Origin of the sequence: Alkalibacillus salilacus (assembly GCF_030812915.1) — a bacterium.
GTDB lineage: Bacteria > Bacillota > Bacilli > Bacillales > Alkalibacillaceae > Alkalibacillus > Alkalibacillus salilacus.
This window is the reverse complement of sequence record NZ_JAUSTQ010000005.1, coordinates 39,141-54,217: the sequence shown is the minus strand read 5'-3', so window position 1 is coordinate 54,217 and position 15,077 is coordinate 39,141. Positions and strand designations below refer to the sequence as shown.

Below are 15,077 nucleotides of genomic sequence, written 5' to 3'. Positions count from 1 at the left end.
AATTCGATTCATTTCATCTCTACCCGTAAACACCACTTAATAATCATATTAGGTGAATCTTTTCGAAAAATTAAGAATAGATAATAATTAAGGTAGGAAAGATATAGAAGGTTGTCACATAATTGCCAAGACGGCTTTGCATGACAGTTGGGTGAATATGTGGTAAATTATAAAGTAGAGTAATGTATGTTTAGGTTGTTGGGGAGGCACTTCATGTTATTAGATTATAAGATATATCAACACGATTCGAGCCAAGAATGGGTTGTATTTTTACATGGTGTTGGTGGAAATCACACAATTTTTTATAAACAAGCCAAGCAATTTAAGAAAAACTATAATTGTTTATTCATAAACTTTCCTGGACATGGAAAAAGCAAACCATTGGATGCCAAATATACGACACGCAATATAGCAGATAAAGTTTTAGAAGTATTAGATCATTTAAATTTACGTAAGGCTCATTTCATCGGGATTTCATTAGGATCGATGGTTATGACAGAAATTGGCCACAAAATGCCAGATCGTGTCGCTTCGATGACGATGGGTGGCGCAGTTGTAAAATGGAAGTTTTGGACGGACATGTTATTCAAAATTGCATATAGAGTACGTTCATTCGTGCCATATATGGTGTTATATAAATTTTTTGCACGTATTTTAATGCCAAAAAAGAACCATAAAGATTCACGTACGACATTTGTGAATGAGGCTTCAAAATTAGGGCAACGCGAATTTGTTCGGTGGACAGAACTACTGACGGTTTCAAAAAGTTTATATAAACGATTTTTATCCATGCCGAAACAGATACCCAAGTTGTATTTAATGGGTGATGAAGATCATGTATTCTTAAAAGGGGCACAATTTGCTGCTGACCGTGATCCTAATGCGTCATTACAAATTATTGATGACTCCGGTCATGTTTGTAATATTGACCAAGCGAATCAATTCAATGATTATACAATTTCATTTATCGAAAAGCATATGGATGATGGAGCAAAGAATATAGATGAAAAATATACCGAAAATATAACGATTGCTTAACATGTACCCTTCAGTATAATCGCTGGATGGTTTTATTTGTCTATATTAAAGAAATTATTCGGCAATGAATTTCATCCGTGTTATACTTAACGTGGTAATCTATGAAGTGGAGGAAAAGTCATGTTACAAGTTACAAATGTCGGGTTACGATTTTCAGATCGTAAACTATTTGAAGATGTTTCTATAAAATTTACTAAAGGAAATTGTTACGGATTAATCGGTGCGAACGGTGCTGGTAAATCAACATTTCTTAAAATATTGTCCGGTGAAATTGAACAACAAGAAGGTCAAGTTTCGATTGGCAAAGATGAACGTATTGCTATGCTTAAACAGGACCACTTTGCTTATGAAGAAGAGAATGTACTACAAGTTGTCATGATGGGACACGAACAGTTGTATAATGTCATGCAAGAAAAAGATGCGATTTATGCAAAAGGTGAATTCACTGAAGAAGACGGTATGCGTGCAGCTGAGCTTGAAGGTGAATTCGCGGAATTAGGTGGTTGGGAAGCTGAAGGTGACGCAGCATCTTTATTATCTGGTTTAGGAGTTAAAGAAGAGTGCTACCATAAACAAATGAAAGACTTACCAGAAAGTGAAAAAGTAAAAGTCTTATTAGCGCAAGCATTATTCGGTAATCCAGATGTTCTTTTACTCGATGAGCCAACAAACGGACTTGATATTCAAGCGATTCGTTGGTTAGAAGAGTTTTTGATTAACTTCGAGAATACAGTTATTGTTGTTTCTCACGATCGTAACTTCTTAAATAATGTTTGTACGCATATTGCAGATTTAGACTTTGAGAAAATTACATTATACGTAGGTAACTATGATTTCTGGTATGAATCTAGCCAATTAGCACAAAAAATGGCTCACGAAGAGAATAAGAAAAAAGAAGAAAAAGTTAAAGAGTTGAAAGAGTTTATTGCCCGATTTAGCGCAAATGCGTCTAAATCACGTCAGGCAACATCTCGTAAGAAGTTGCTCGATCAAATCACGCTTGATGATATTAAACCATCATCCAGGCGCTACCCTTACATTGCGTTTAAACCAGATCGCGAAATTGGTAATGATCTTTTAGAAGTGAATAACTTGTCAAAAACTGTTAATGGTGAAAAAGTGTTAAATAACGTTACATTCCGTATGAATAAAGATGACAAAGTTGTTTTACTTGGTGACGATGTGGCTAAAACAACATTGATCCAAATTTTAATGGGTGAATTAGAGCCAGATGAGGGTTCATTCAAGTGGGGTGTGACCACTTCTCAATCGTACTTCCCGAAAGACAATTCTGCGTTTTTCGAAGAGAATAATAAAACGTTAATCGAGTGGTTACGTGATTACTCACCTCATGACGAAAGTGAAAAATTCTTACGTAGCTTCTTAGGTCGAATGTTATTCTCTGGTGATGAAGTATTTAAGAAAGCTAATGTGCTTTCGGGTGGTGAAAAAGTTCGTGCTATGCTTTCGCGGATGATGTTAAGTGAAGCGAACGTATTATTATTAGATAATCCGACGAACCACTTAGATTTAGAATCAATTCAATCTCTAAACGAAGGTTTAATTAATTTCAAAGGTTCAGTCATCTTCACATCACATGACCACCAGTTTATTCAAACGATCGCCAACCGTATTATTGAAATCACGGATGAAGGTGTCATTGACCGTGAAATGAGCTATGAAGAATATCTAGATGACGTGAAGAAAATCGAAACACCAACTTTATCTTAATTTAAAAACCCGCTGAAAAATCAGCGGGTTTTTAAATTCATCTTAAAATAGTCCTAAAATCTACTATCCATACAAGTAAGTTTTCCGTTATGATGGTAGATATAGGAGCGTGTTCGAATTGAAGCAGTTGAAACAACATTTAAAACATTTAGATTATCCACTTTTCGCGACTATTATTAGTTTAGGTCTAATAGGAATTGTGATGGTTTATAGTGCTAGTTTTATTTATGCTGGGATGGATCCTGATATTAATGATTCATCACATTACTTTGATCGCCAACTGATGTGGTTGATCATTGGTATAGGTGTCTTTATAATAGCTAGCTTGTTTTCCTATCGCAATCTTGGTCGCTTAGTTAAACCAATGATTATTGTGGCGCTCATATTATTGTTACTCGTGTTAATTCCAGGAGTAGGGGTTGAACGAAATTTTGCTACTCGTTGGTTAAATTTTGGTCCGATTTTATTTCAGCCATCTGAACTAGCGAAAGTGGCGATGATTATTTACTTTGCCAAAGTTTATACCAATAAACAAGATAAACTTAATCACTTTGGTCAAGGTGTTTTGCCACCCCTAATAGTGTTAGGCCTAGTTTTTGTATTTATTTTAATGCAACCTGACCTAGGAACAGCGGCATCCATTATAATGGCTTGCGGAATGATATTATTATTTGCAGGGATACGACTTCTTCATTTATTCGGTCTAGGTTTTATTGCAATTGTTAGTATGCTTGGACTGATTTTTTCATCTGAATATAGGTATGATCGTTTCACCTCATTCTTAGATCCGTTTGCAGATCCATCTGGTGAAGGTTATCAGTTAATTCATTCGTTAATTGCGATAGCGAACGGTGGATTGACAGGAGAAGGGCTTGCAAACAGTGTGCAAAAATCCGGTTTCTTACCAGAGGCTCATACCGACTTTATTATGTCTGTTATTGCTGAGGAATTAGGGATGATTGGTGTATTACTTGTCATTGGCTTGTACATATTCTTCATGTTCCGTGGTATATTGATAGCCAAACGAGCCCCAGATCAATTTGGTAGATTATTAGCGTTTGGTATCACATTCCAGATTATTACACAGGCAATGATTAACTTTGCTGCTGTGTCAGGGTTGATGCCGATCACTGGTATTACATTACCTCTTATTAGTTACGGTGGTTCATCATTACTCATTACGTTTGGCTTACTAGGTATTTTGATGAATATAGCGATTAAAGGCCATTTTAATCGACGTGTAGAATAAAAATAAAAAGATCGAATTGAGGCCGTTAGACTCAATTCGATCTTTTTATTGGCATGCTGGGCATTTTCCGTAAATTTCGAATTTATGATTCTCAATCGTGTAACCAGGAAAGTCTTGCTGAATGTAATTCATCGGACAAGCTTTAATGGTTTTGGTTTTACCACATGAATGACAGATAAAATGATGGTGGTGCTCATCATGACCACATGATAGACGGAAATGTTTCTCCCCATTTAAGTCTGTCGATTCTAATATATCCAAATCACGAAATAAGTGAAGGTTACGATAGACCGTGTCATAACTAAGACCATCGTATTTATCGGCCATATAATTTAATAGATCACTCGCTGTACGATAGCCATCTTCTTCTGTGAAAAACGACAAAATATCTTCTCGTTTTTTCGTGTATTTGTAACCTTCATTTTTTAACGTTTCTAACGCTTCATTTAGTTGCATGCCTCTCACCCTCTATAGATGTAAGCTGAATACCATTTTTTAATGAGTAATGTTAAGGCGAGTAGAATCGCTGCTATGATAACGATTGTACCACCCGGTGGAATTTCAAAATAATAGCCAGTAATTAATCCGATAATAACAGACGTTTCACCATAAATGATACTAAAAATAATCGTTTGTTTAAAGCTTTTCGCTAAACGCATGGCGGTTGCCACTGGTAATGTCATGAGAGCAGACACAAGTAATACCCCGACGATGCGGATAGACGCTGCTATGACAAGAGCAGTCATAATAATAAATAAATAATGAATAATCTTTGCACGAATACCTGAAACAGTTGCAAATTCTTCATCAAACGATAAGGCAAACAGTTCCTTGTATAAGAAAGTAATGACAATGATTACGAAAACAGCCGTCACTAAAACAACATATAGATCAGCACGACTAACTGCTGCAACCGAACCGAATAGATAGGCGTAAATATCCGTGTTGATGCCATCAGCTAAGGCGATGAAGACGACGCTTAGTCCAACACCGATTGACAAGGTGATTGGAATTGCAATCTCTTGAAAAGATTTATAGACGTGTCGTAAATTTTCGATTACGATCGCTCCAAGTACTGAAAAGAATATTCCTGTATGAAACGGTGTTAACATGAGTAAGGTATATTTTTTTTGCATTAGTAAACCAAATGAGATCCCCGCTAATGTAACGTGAGATAAGCCGTCCGAAATAAGCGATAGTCTGCGTACGACAATAAATGTCCCTAATAAAGGGGCGAGTAGTCCGACGATCAAGCCTGTGTAAAAGGTGTTGCGTAGTATTTCAAAGTTGAGTAATGCTTCAAGCACGAATGCCCCTCCTAGCTTTAATGGTGATGTGTAATAGTATTCATGGTATGTCCATAAATGATTGAGCGTTGTTCATCAGTCATATTCTCAAAGTCATTCGGGTTACCATGATAGTGCACGGATTTATTTAGACAAAGCAAATCATTAACATGCGTTGTAATCGTGCCTATATCATGTGATACGAGAATTAGTGTAATGCCAAGTTCTCTGTTGAGCTGTGATAATAACTGATAAAATTGCTCGACGTTTTCTGTGTCGACACCAACAGTTGGTTCATCTAAGATTAATAGTTTTGGATTGTTCACAATGGCTCTAGCAATAAAGATTCGTTGTTGCTGACCGCCAGAAAGATCGCCAATATTGTGATTAGCGTATTTCAACATATTGACGCGATCGAGTGCTTCAAAAATTAAATATTCATATTTCTTCGTTGTTGGTCGCCAAACACTGGCTTTAGTAGTTAACCCCATACTGACAACTTCTTTCGCTGTAGCTGGAAAGTCTCGGCTGAATGAGTTTGCCTTCTGTGAGACGAAACTAATATGACCTTTATTATGAAACTTTTCGATAGGTTTATTGAAAGCTGTAATTGAGCCTTTTTGTACCTTTTCTAAGCCGAGCATTAATTTAATGATTGTCGTTTTACCTGAACCGTTAGGACCAACTAAACCTACAAAGTCCCCTTCGGTAATCGTGAAACTAACATCTTCCAACACTTTATGATGGTCATAGCGATGAGTGACGTTATTCACTTCAATTAAATGTGACATATTGAGTCCTCCTCACATGTTCAGTTAGTCTTGATTGATTGTATCTTCCAAGACTTCTAAGTTGTTTTTCATAATATCGACGTAATCAGCACCCTGTTCGATATCATCTTCTGTAATCGTTTCTAGACTGTGTAATTCATAGATTGTAAGATCGAATTCATCCGCAATCGTTTGGGCTAAACTGTCATCCCGATTCTTCTCTAATATAACATGGTTCAGATTGCGCTCTTGCAATGTTTTAAATAGCTCTTGTAATTCCTTCTGTGAAGGGTCTTGCGAAGAAGATAATCCACGGATCCCATGTTGTTGGATACCGTATTCTTGCTCCCAGTACCCAAAGGCCTCGTGAGCGACTAAAATATCAACTTGTTGATCACCTAGAGTTGATTTGAATGATTGATCGAGATTATTCATTTGCTCGGAAAATGATTCATAGTTTGTGTCAAATGTGTCAGCATGATCTGGATACATTTCTTTAAGTTGTGAAAGAATTAATTCACCAGCTTGAGTCATGCGAGCTGGGTCTAACCAAAAGTGCAAATCTAGTTCACCATCTTCATGGGCATGGTTGTGTTCATGTTCATGCTCATCTTCGTGGTCATGATTATGTTCGTCATCATGGCTGTTTTCGTTTTCATGATCATGATTATCTTCGTCTTCGTGACTATTTTCAGCATGACTATCTGTAGTTATTTCAGCAAATAAATGATCTTCGTGATCTGCGAGTGCAAATGCTTCGACACCTTCACCTTCAAGCGTGCTTGCTAATGTATCCGCGAATACTTCTAAACCATTTCCGACGTAGAAAAAGGCATCATGGTTTGACATATCAATCATGTCTCGCGTCGATGGCTCATACGTGTGAGCATCAGCACCTGGTGGGATAACCGTTTCAACATCAACGACATCACCTGCAATTTCGGAAATGATGAATTCTAATGGATAGATGGACGTGACGACTGTGCCAGCAGAAGATTCCTGACTCGCTGTTTCTTCTTGCTCACCGTTCGTTGGTTCGGAATGGTCCTCAGTAGTTTGTTCATCGTTCTCACCACAGGCTACGAGTGTAATAGTAATAAGTATAATAAATGCAATCAAAAGTCGTTTCATCATCGCAGTCTCCTTCGTTTTAAATAAGCTAACTAAGATTATATCGTAATGGTTACGGTTTGTAAATAGTAATGATTACGATTTATTATCGTGTTTGTTAACTAGCATTTTTGGGTAGATTATGAATGAAATACTTATACGTGGAGGGCTTTATTATGTTTGATTATACAGTGACAACAAATAAGACGATTGAAGCAGCTGTTGATGATTTAACATCCTCACTTAAAAATGTTCAATTCGGTGTGTTGTGGGATTTTGATGTGAAAGAAACATTGCATAATAAAGGTTTTGACGATTTTGATCAGTCATTCAGAATTTTAGAAGTTTGTAATCCTAAAGCTGCTAGAGATGTTCTAAGTATGGAAGAGAAAGTAAGTTATTTCTTACCATGTAAGGTTGTTGTTTATGAAAGTGATAACGAAACCAAAATAGGTATGCCAAGACCGACGGCATTGATGAGTCACATTGATTCAAAAGATGTCCAAGAATTTGCAACAGACATCGAAGAAACGATGATCAAGGCGATCGATGAAGCTGTCTAAATTTTTGATATTTTTTATTTGAAAATTCTATATATATGCGTAATAATAGGTACAAAGCTATTAAGGAAGGAATGAATGAACGAATGGAATTGACATTGAAAGTCCAAGGTATGTCTTGTGATCATTGTAAACAAGCAGTCCAAGGAGCGTTGAAAGAACTAGATGGGATTGCTTCTGTTGAAGTCAATTTAGATAGTGGTAATGTTGATGTCACATATGATGAAGATACAGTTGGTAAAGAAGAAATGGAAGAAGCCATTGAAGAACAAGGTTATGATGTTCTGAACTAAATAAATTGTTCAAAACCTCGGCGGATGCCGAGGTTTTTTCATACTCCTTGAATTTATGAAATCATTTCGCCTATTTATTAAATAATACTACTTATTTTTTGGTTATGATAAAAGATTAGTATTGATTATTAAATGATGCAGCACTGAGTTGTTGAATTGTGAGAAGCGAAGGTGACGACTCCTGCGGGAATAGCACGAGCCTCGAGACCCCGCAGGCCATGCATTTTGGCCGAGGAGGCTCGAGCCGTGCCCGCGGAAAGCGTTCACCGATAGCGGATCACAATATCAACAACGGACTTTTAACAAAGCTCATTTTTTAGATACCTTAAAGAACTAATCTAATCAATAGAAGAAATTTTGAAATTTCAAAAGAAATAATTAAAATTTTGACTGAAAAATGATAAAATAGTAAACGGTTTCACAATCATGTTAGACACACTGGGGGAAAACGTCATGGAAAAAGTAATGCGTCAATTTTTCTTGTTTCTATCAAATAATCAACTATTAAAATCATTAGCTATGAAATACGGTTTTAAATTTGGTGCGAGTCGCTTTGTTGCTGGTCCAGATTTAGCTCATGCTGCTGAAAATATTCGCACACTAAATAATAGAGGCATGGCTGTTACGCTTGATCACCTTGGTGAATATGTAACAGAAGAAAGTGAAGCAGAAGAACGTACACTTGAAACGATTAAAACGATTAAAGTGATTGATAAATTAAATTTGGATTCGCAAGTCTCACTCAAGATGACATCAATGGGACTTGATATTTCAGAAAAACTCGTCTTACATAATATGAGACGCATTCTAGAAGCTGGCGAGAAACATCAAGTGCTCGTCACTATTGATATGGAAGATTATGCGCGTTGTGAGCAGACGTTAACGATTTTTGAGACACTTAAACGCGAATATGATTTACTTGGAACAGTCTTACAGTCCTATCTATATCGTACGGTAAGTGATGTTGAGCGTTTAGACCCTTACAATCCGAACATCCGCTTTGTCAAAGGAGCTTATAAAGAATCTGAAGAAGTCGCTTATCCGAACAAAACCGATGTTGATGAGAACTTGAAAAAAGTGATTGCTATGCATTTGGATCATGGTCATTTCACAGCGATTGGCTCACATGATGATGCAATTATCGAGTTCACAAAACAGTATACGGATGAGCACAATATTCCACGTGAACAGTTTGAATTTCAAATGTTATATGGCATGCGTGCAGAATTACGAGAGGAACTAGTTAAGGAAGGTTATAATGTCAGAGTCTATGTTCCGTATGGTCGTGATTGGTTCGGTTATAACATGCGTCGTTTAGCTGAAAGACCGGCGAATGTAGCCTTTGTTCTTAAAGGTCTAGTTAAAAAATAAACATCCCAAGCCCGGCATGTTCACCAGCTTCAAATGCCGGGTTTACTTTGGTTATTTTCACAAAATAATGTTTGCGAAATGTCTGAAAATAATTTATAGTATAAATAGGTTAAATTTTGGATAGAGAGCTATCCAAAAAATTTTAGGTTAAAATGAATGAGTATTCATTCAAAAACATAAAACGGATAGGGGGAGCATTCATGAACGGAAGCATAAAACGTGCTGCAGTCTTAGGTTCAGGCGTTATGGGAGCTGGTATTGCGGCGCATTTAGCCAATTTGGGTATTCCGACGCTAATGCTAGATATCGTGCCAAACGATTTATCAGAAGAGGAAAAACAAGATCCGAAAGCGCGCAATAAGATTGCTGCCGAAAACAAAAAGAAACTTCGTAAACAAAATCCATCACCAATTACCACTCAAAAAAGTCTTGATTTAATCTCAGTAGGTAACTTTGAGGATCATATGCAAGAGTTGAATGATGTTGACTGGATCATTGAAGTTGTGGTTGAGAATTTAGAGATTAAGCAAAAGGTCTATGCACAAGTGGATGAACACCGTCGCGAAGGTTCGATTGTGAGTTCGAATACGTCAGGTATTTCCATTAATGCGATGGCAGAAGGTCGTTCAGAAGACTTCAAGAAACACTTTTTAGGGACGCACTTCTTTAATCCACCGCGTTACTTAAAGTTACTTGAAGTGATTCCAAATAAAGAGACTGATCCAGACGTTCTCGCTTTCATGAAACGTTTTGGGGAAGATGTCCTCGGAAAAGGTGTCGTTGAAGCGAAAGATACACCGAACTTTATTGCCAATCGTATTGGTACTTATGGTTTGCTTGTGACCGTGCAAGAAATGCTTAACGGTGGTTACAGTATCGGTGAAGTCGATTCAGTCACAGGTCCAATGATTGGTCGACCAAAAAGTGCAACATTTAGAACACTAGATGTTGTTGGACTTGATACGTTCATTCACGTTGCAAATAACGTGTACGATCAAGTAGAAGGTGACGAGAAGAAAGTCTTTGAAGTGCCAGGATTTATGAAACAAATGAATGAGAAAGGCATGCTTGGAGCGAAGACAGGTAAAGGCTTTTTCTATAAACATAAAGACAAAAATGGTAGTACGATTTATGAGCTAAACCCTGAAACATTAGAGTATGAACAAGAGCAACAAAAACTGAAGACAGATGCATCTGGAGCTGCGAAACAAGAAAAAGGTCCAAAGCGTAAGTTGAAAGCGCTTGTATCTGCCAAAGGTGACCGAGCTGGTGACCTTGTATGGAATATTACTAAGCCGACACTAATCTATTCTGCTGAGCTTCTAGGTGACATTGCTGACGATATTACCCAGATCGATGATGCGATGAAGTGGGGCTTTGGTTGGGAAATCGGCCCGTTTGAAATGTGGGATGCAATTGGTGTTAGAAAAGCGACTGAACGCATGGAAGAAGAAGGGGCTACAGTACCAGCTTGGGTTAAATCGATGCTCGAACAAGGATTCGAATCGTTCTATAAAACAGAGAACGGAAAGCTGTATTTCTATCATAAAGGTGAGTATGTCGAAAAAGCGGTTAACGAAAAAGAGATTGATTTGAAACTTCATAAACAAGCGAAGGGTGTCATTAAACAAAATAGTGGTGCTAGTTTAATTGATTTAGGTGATGATGTCGCATTACTTGAATTCACATCACAGAATAATTCAATTGGCATGGATGTTATTCAAATGATTAATGACTCACTCGATGAAGTGAATCAGAATTACCGTGGACTCGTGATTGGTAACCAAGGTAAGAATTTCTGCGTCGGTGCTAACCTAGCGATGATTTTGATGGAAGCTCAAGAATTTAACTTCTTTGAAATTGATTTGGTCATTAAACAATTCCAGCAAGCCATGCAACGTATTAAATATAATGAAAAGCCTGTTGTAGTAGCGCCATTTGGTATGACATTAGGTGGAGGAACTGAACTCGTCCTTCCAGCAGCAGGTCAACAGGCATCACCAGAGACTTACATGGGCTTAGTCGAAGCTGGTGTTGGTTTAATTCCTGGTGGCGGTGGTAACAAAGAATTTTATTTAAATCAGTTACGCGGCCTACCAGAAGGTGTAGATTTAGACCTACAAAAAGTGGCGAATGATGTGTTTGAAAAAATTGCAACTGGTAAAACGTCAACATCAGCTGCTGAAGCCGTCGAATATGGCTTTTTAGATGACTTTGATTCCATTAGTTTTAATGGCGATCATCAAATCTATGACGCTAAGAATAAAGTGCTAGCATTTGATAAAGCTGGGTATCAACCACCACAAGAGGAGAAGGTTCCAGTTGTTGGTGAACCAGGCTACGCGACGATGATGCTTGGCGCCAAACAATTACAGTTAAGTGGCTATGCATCGGATCACGATATTAAAATTGCCAGTCACCTTGCCCACGTTTTAGCAGGTGGCAAGATCAAATATGGAACGAGAGTAAGCGAGCAATACTTACTTGACTTAGAGCGTGAAGCATTCTTGAGTTTAGTCGGTGAACAAAAGACACAAGAACGTATGATGCATATGCTTCAAAATGGCAAACCGTTACGTAACTAAGTGGTGAAATCCAACCGAAGAGGAGGTTCTATTGTGAGAGAAGCAGTTATTGTGTCAGGTGCAAGAACACCTGTCGGAAAAGCAAATAAAGGCTCATTTGCGCATACGCGTCCAGATGATTTAGCCGCTACAACGGTTAAAGAAACTTTAAAACGAGCTAGTAATTACGATGGAAAAATTGACGATGTCATTATCGGATGTGCTATGCCAGAAGCCGAACAAGGTATGAATATGGCGAGACAAATTGCCGGATTAGCAGGTTTAGACCACGATGTTCCTGGTATTACGATCAACCGTTATTGTTCTTCAGGGCTACAAAGTATTGCATACGCAGCTGAACGAATCATGCTTGGCTATGCGGATACGATTGTTGCAGGTGGAGCTGAATCGATGTCGATGATCCCAATGGGTGGAAATGTTATTCGCCCGAACCCGACTTTAGTTGATGAAGCGCCAGAATATTATATGAATATGGGGCATACAGCTGAAGAGGTAGCCAATCGTTATGGTGTTACAAGGGAAGATCAGGACGCTTTTGCTGCTCGTAGTCATGAACGTGCTGCTCAAGCCCTTAAAGAAGGTAAGTTCGATGACGAAATAGTACCTGTTGAAGTTGTTGACCGTTCAGTTGGAGCGGATAACACAGTCCAAGAACGAACATTCACTGTTTCACAAGATGAGGGTGTCCGTCCAGACACGAGTGTCGAAAGTTTAGCTAATTTAAAGCCAGCCTTTAACGTTAAAGGGTCGGTAACAGCAGGTAATGCCTCACAAATGAGTGATGGTGCAGCTTCTGTATTAGTTATGGACCGTGAAAAAGCTGAACAAGAAGGTTTAACACCAATGGCGAAATTCCGTTCGTTTACAGTCGCTGGTGTTGAACCAGAAGTCATGGGAGTTGGTCCGGTTAAAGCAATCCCTAAAGCTGTAGAGTTAGCTGGATTAACGCTGGATGACATTGGTTTATATGAGTTAAACGAAGCCTTTGCATCACAAGCACTGCAAGTTTGCCGTGAATTAGGTTTAGATGAAGAGATTGTAAACGTTAATGGTGGGGCTATTGCGCTTGGACACCCACTTGGTTGTACTGGTACGAAACTAACCTTATCACTTATTCACGAAATGAAACGTCGTGGTGTGAAATATGGTGTTTGTACAATGTGTATTGGCGGCGGTATGGGTGCTGCCGGTGTGTTTGAATTACTATAATACTAGAATTGGGGAGGATTTAATATGATAGAGGAAAAAGTATTTAAAGGTGGATCATTTTTAGTCGAAGATGTTGAGCCGAAAGACGTCTTAACACCAGAAGATTTTACCGATGAACACAAAATGATTGCGAAAACGACAGAAGATTATATTAAAAATGATGTATGGCCAGTATTAGATGATTTAGAAAATCATGAATTTGATAAGTCTGTTAAACTACTTGAAAAAGCAGGGGAATTAGGTTTACTAGGTATTGATGTCCCGGAAGAATATGGCGGATTAGAACTTGATAAAATCACGTCTTCACTTGTGACAGAGAAAATGTCACTTGCTGGTGGTTTCTCAATCACTCATGGTGCCCACGTTGGAATTGGCTCACTGCCAATCGTTTTCTTCGGGAACCATGAACAAAAGCAAAAGTATTTGCCATCATTAGCTACGGGGGAAAAGATTGCTGCTTACGCATTAACGGAACCTGGTTCTGGTTCAGATGCGTTAGGTGCAAAGACTACAGCAAAATTAAATGAAGCGGGTACTCATTACGTTCTGAATGGTGAAAAGCAGTGGATCACCAACTCAGCTTTTGCTGACGTTTTCGTTGTATATGCGAAGGTTGATGGTGAACACTTCACAGCCTTTATTATTGAGCGTGACTTCCCAGGTGTTTCAACTGGCCCAGAAGAGAAGAAGATGGGGATCAAATCATCTTCAACTCGTACATTAGTATTAGAAGATGCTGAAGTACCAGTCGAAAATGTTCTAGGCGAAATTGGTCGCGGTCATGTGATTGCATTTAATATTTTAAACGTCGGTCGTTATAAATTAGCAATTGGTGGCGTTGGTAGTGCGAAACGTGCACTCGAGTTAGCAGCAAGTTATGCCAATGAACGTAAACAGTTCCAAACACCAATTTCAAGCTTTCCGTTAATCCAAGAAAAATTAGCAAGCGTCGCGGCTAAAACATATGCCAATGAAAGTGCTGTTTACCGTACAGTTGGATTATTCGAATCTCGACTCGGTCAACTATCAAAAGAAGAGTTAAATGACGGATCAGAAGTCGCAAAAGGGATTGCAGAGTATGCAATTGAATGCTCAATGAACAAATATACAGCAACTGAATTACTTGATTTCGCAGCCGATGAAGCGGTACAGATTCACGGTGGTTATGGCTTCATGCAAGAATACGAAGTAGAGCGTATTTATCGTGATTCACGTATCAATCGTATTTTCGAAGGGACAAATGAAATTAACCGCATGATTGTGCCAGGAACGTTCATGAAGAAAGCGATGAAAGGCGAACTTCCACTACTTGAAAAAGCAACGAATTTACAAAATGAATTAATGTCCATGATGCCTGAAACACCAGGTGATGAAGCATTAGCTCAGGAAAAATATCTTGTTGGTAATGCGAAGAAAATCGGCTTATTAGCTGCCGGAATCGCGGCTCAAAAATATCAAGATAAACTAGAGAATGAGCAAGAGTTACTTTCTAATATTGCTGATATTGCAGCGGATATTTATAATATGGAATCAGCTGTGCTGCGTACCGAAAAAGCGATTGAAAAAGATGGTGAAGCTCAAGCTCATCAGAAACTTCTATACACACAAGTCTTTGTCGAAGAAACAATGAATGACATTGAAGCACATGCAAAAGAAACGTTAATTGCTGTTGAAGAAGGCGACAATCTACGCATGATGCTATCAGCGTTACGCAAATTAACTCGTCGTGACCATGTGAATGTGATTGCGATAAAACGTGAAATCGCGTCACAATTAGTTGAAGAAGAAAAATATGTTGTATAATTAGTTTGATCAAGCTAATCCGCATGGTAATCACCATGCGGATTACTTATGCAAAATAATCAATTTTAACGA

At 38.2% G+C, this 15,077-nt stretch carries 13 protein-coding genes; 9 read left to right on the top strand and 4 right to left on the bottom strand.

Annotation, left to right across the window (positions count from 1 at the left end):
• Positions 1 to 213 precede the first annotated feature (213 nt).
• From J2S77_RS07585 to ftsW, 3 genes are all read left to right on the top strand, one after another.
• On the top strand, positions 214 to 1,038 hold the full coding sequence (locus J2S77_RS07585) for an alpha/beta fold hydrolase (protein WP_306976117.1): 825 nt from the start codon (positions 214 to 216) through the stop codon (positions 1,036 to 1,038).
• Positions 1,039 to 1,158: 120 nt separating this feature from the next.
• The gene (locus J2S77_RS07580) at positions 1,159 to 2,769 is read left to right on the top strand and encodes an ABC-F family ATP-binding cassette domain-containing protein (RefSeq protein ID WP_306976115.1); all 1,611 of its coding nucleotides are present in this window, start codon (positions 1,159 to 1,161) and stop codon (positions 2,767 to 2,769) included.
• A 109-nt stretch (positions 2,770 to 2,878) separates the two neighbouring features.
• Positions 2,879 to 4,018, top strand: a complete 1,140-nt coding sequence (gene ftsW, locus J2S77_RS07575) for a putative lipid II flippase FtsW (RefSeq protein WP_306976113.1) — start codon at positions 2,879 to 2,881, stop codon at positions 4,016 to 4,018.
• Between the two features lie 45 nt (positions 4,019 to 4,063).
• Here the strand turns inward: ftsW and J2S77_RS07570 are convergent, their stop codons facing one another.
• From J2S77_RS07570 to J2S77_RS07555, 4 genes are read right to left on the bottom strand one after another with little or no spacing between them, the layout of a single operon-like run.
• Positions 4,064 to 4,474, bottom strand: coding sequence for a Fur family transcriptional regulator (locus J2S77_RS07570; RefSeq protein ID WP_306976111.1), 411 nt, complete (start codon positions 4,472 to 4,474; stop codon positions 4,064 to 4,066).
• Positions 4,475 to 4,479: 5 nt separating this feature from the next.
• Positions 4,480 to 5,325: a metal ABC transporter permease gene (locus J2S77_RS07565; protein WP_306976109.1), complete on the bottom strand. Its 846-nt coding sequence runs from the start codon at positions 5,323 to 5,325 to the stop codon at positions 4,480 to 4,482.
• A 17-nt stretch (positions 5,326 to 5,342) separates the two neighbouring features.
• Complete coding sequence (locus J2S77_RS07560; RefSeq protein WP_306976107.1) at positions 5,343 to 6,095, bottom strand: metal ABC transporter ATP-binding protein; 753 nt, start codon at positions 6,093 to 6,095, stop codon at positions 5,343 to 5,345.
• A gap of 24 nt (positions 6,096 to 6,119) precedes the next feature.
• Complete coding sequence (locus J2S77_RS07555; RefSeq protein ID WP_306976106.1) at positions 6,120 to 7,205, bottom strand: metal ABC transporter substrate-binding protein; 1,086 nt, start codon at positions 7,203 to 7,205, stop codon at positions 6,120 to 6,122.
• A 155-nt stretch (positions 7,206 to 7,360) separates the two neighbouring features.
• Here J2S77_RS07555 and J2S77_RS07550 point away from each other — a divergent pair, with 155 nt between their 5' ends.
• The 6 genes from J2S77_RS07550 to J2S77_RS07525 all read left to right on the top strand — a co-directional run bounded on the left by J2S77_RS07550 (position 7,361) and on the right by J2S77_RS07525 (position 15,005).
• Positions 7,361 to 7,747, top strand: coding sequence for a DUF302 domain-containing protein (locus J2S77_RS07550; RefSeq protein WP_306976103.1), 387 nt, complete (start codon positions 7,361 to 7,363; stop codon positions 7,745 to 7,747).
• Between the two features lie 83 nt (positions 7,748 to 7,830).
• Positions 7,831 to 8,037: a copper chaperone CopZ gene (gene copZ / locus J2S77_RS07545; protein WP_306976352.1), complete on the top strand. Its 207-nt coding sequence runs from the start codon at positions 7,831 to 7,833 to the stop codon at positions 8,035 to 8,037.
• A 453-nt stretch (positions 8,038 to 8,490) separates the two neighbouring features.
• Complete coding sequence (locus J2S77_RS07540; protein WP_306976101.1) at positions 8,491 to 9,408, top strand: proline dehydrogenase family protein; 918 nt, start codon at positions 8,491 to 8,493, stop codon at positions 9,406 to 9,408.
• Between the two features lie 200 nt (positions 9,409 to 9,608).
• On the top strand, positions 9,609 to 11,993 hold the full coding sequence (locus J2S77_RS07535) for a 3-hydroxyacyl-CoA dehydrogenase/enoyl-CoA hydratase family protein (RefSeq protein WP_306976100.1): 2,385 nt from the start codon (positions 9,609 to 9,611) through the stop codon (positions 11,991 to 11,993).
• 33 nt (positions 11,994 to 12,026) lie between these two features.
• Positions 12,027 to 13,202 carry an acetyl-CoA C-acetyltransferase gene (locus J2S77_RS07530; RefSeq protein WP_306976098.1) on the top strand — a complete coding sequence of 392 codons (1,176 nt, stop codon included), beginning with the start codon at positions 12,027 to 12,029 and terminating at the stop codon, positions 13,200 to 13,202.
• A 24-nt stretch (positions 13,203 to 13,226) separates the two neighbouring features.
• Positions 13,227 to 15,005, top strand: coding sequence for an acyl-CoA dehydrogenase FadE (locus J2S77_RS07525; protein WP_306976097.1), 1,779 nt, complete (start codon positions 13,227 to 13,229; stop codon positions 15,003 to 15,005).
• Positions 15,006 to 15,077: the final 72 nt, after the last annotated feature.